The 913-nt window shown below is 69.1% G+C and carries 1 protein-coding gene; it reads left to right on the top strand.

Annotated elements, in window-relative coordinates; genetic code table 11:
- A partial coding sequence (locus tag G7B67_RS13195; protein ID WP_243412383.1) for a condensation domain-containing protein occupies positions 1–913 on the top strand: 913 nt, incomplete at both ends.

The raw sequence follows: 913 nt of genomic DNA, 5'->3' as shown, positions 1-913 counted from the left end.
GAGGCCCGCTGATCCGCGGTCGCGTGCTGTGCCTGTCAGCGGATGAGCACGTACTGCTGGTGGCGATGCACCACATCGTGTCCGATGGGTGGTCGATGGGGGTGCTGGTTCGCGAGGTGGGGGCGTTGTACGGGGCGTTCGTGACGGGGGCTGCGGATCCGCTGGCGCCGCTGGCGGTGCAGTACGCGGATTACGCGGTGTGGCAGCGCGACTGGTTGCAGGGCGAGGTGCTGGAGCAGCAGTTGGGGTACTGGCGGGGGCATCTGTCCGGGGCGCCGACGTTGCTGGCGTTGCCGACGGACCGTCCGCGCCCGGCGCGGCAGAGTTATCGCGGGGCGAGCGTGGAGTTCACGCTGGACGCGGCGCTGACGGCGGGGGTGAAGCGTTGCGCCGAAGCCCATGGGGTGACGGTGTTCATGGTGCTTTACGCCGCCTGGTCGGTGTTGTTGTCGCGGTTGAGCGGGCAGTCGGACGTGGTGGTGGGGGTACCGGTGGCGAACCGGCGCCAGGCCGAGGTGGAAGGGCTGATCGGGTTTTTCGTCAACACCGTGGCGTTGCGGCTGAGGGTGGACGAGGGCTGGAGCGTGTCGCAGCTGCTGGCGCAGGTGCGCGAGCTGACGTTGGCGGGGTTTGCGCACCAGGACCTGCCGTTCGAGCAGGTGGTCGAGGCGCTGAACCCGGCGCGCAGCCTGGGCCACAGTCCGGTGTTCCAGACCTTGTTGGTGCTGCAGAACACGCCGATGTCGGCGGTGGAGCTGCCGGGGCTGCGGCTGAGCGGGCAACCGGTGGAAGCGAGCACGGCGCAGTTCGACCTGTCGTTGCTGCTGCAGGACAGTGGGCAGGGGCTGGTGGGCGCGCTGAACTACGCCAGCGACCTGTTCGATGCGGCGACGATGGAGCGTTGGGTGGGTCA

Origin of the sequence: Cognatiluteimonas telluris (assembly GCF_011320095.1) — a bacterium.
Lineage (GTDB): Bacteria > Pseudomonadota > Gammaproteobacteria > Xanthomonadales > Xanthomonadaceae > Cognatiluteimonas > Cognatiluteimonas telluris.
The sequence above is the reverse complement of the archived record's forward strand: the minus strand, read 5'-3'. Positions and strand labels throughout refer to the sequence as shown.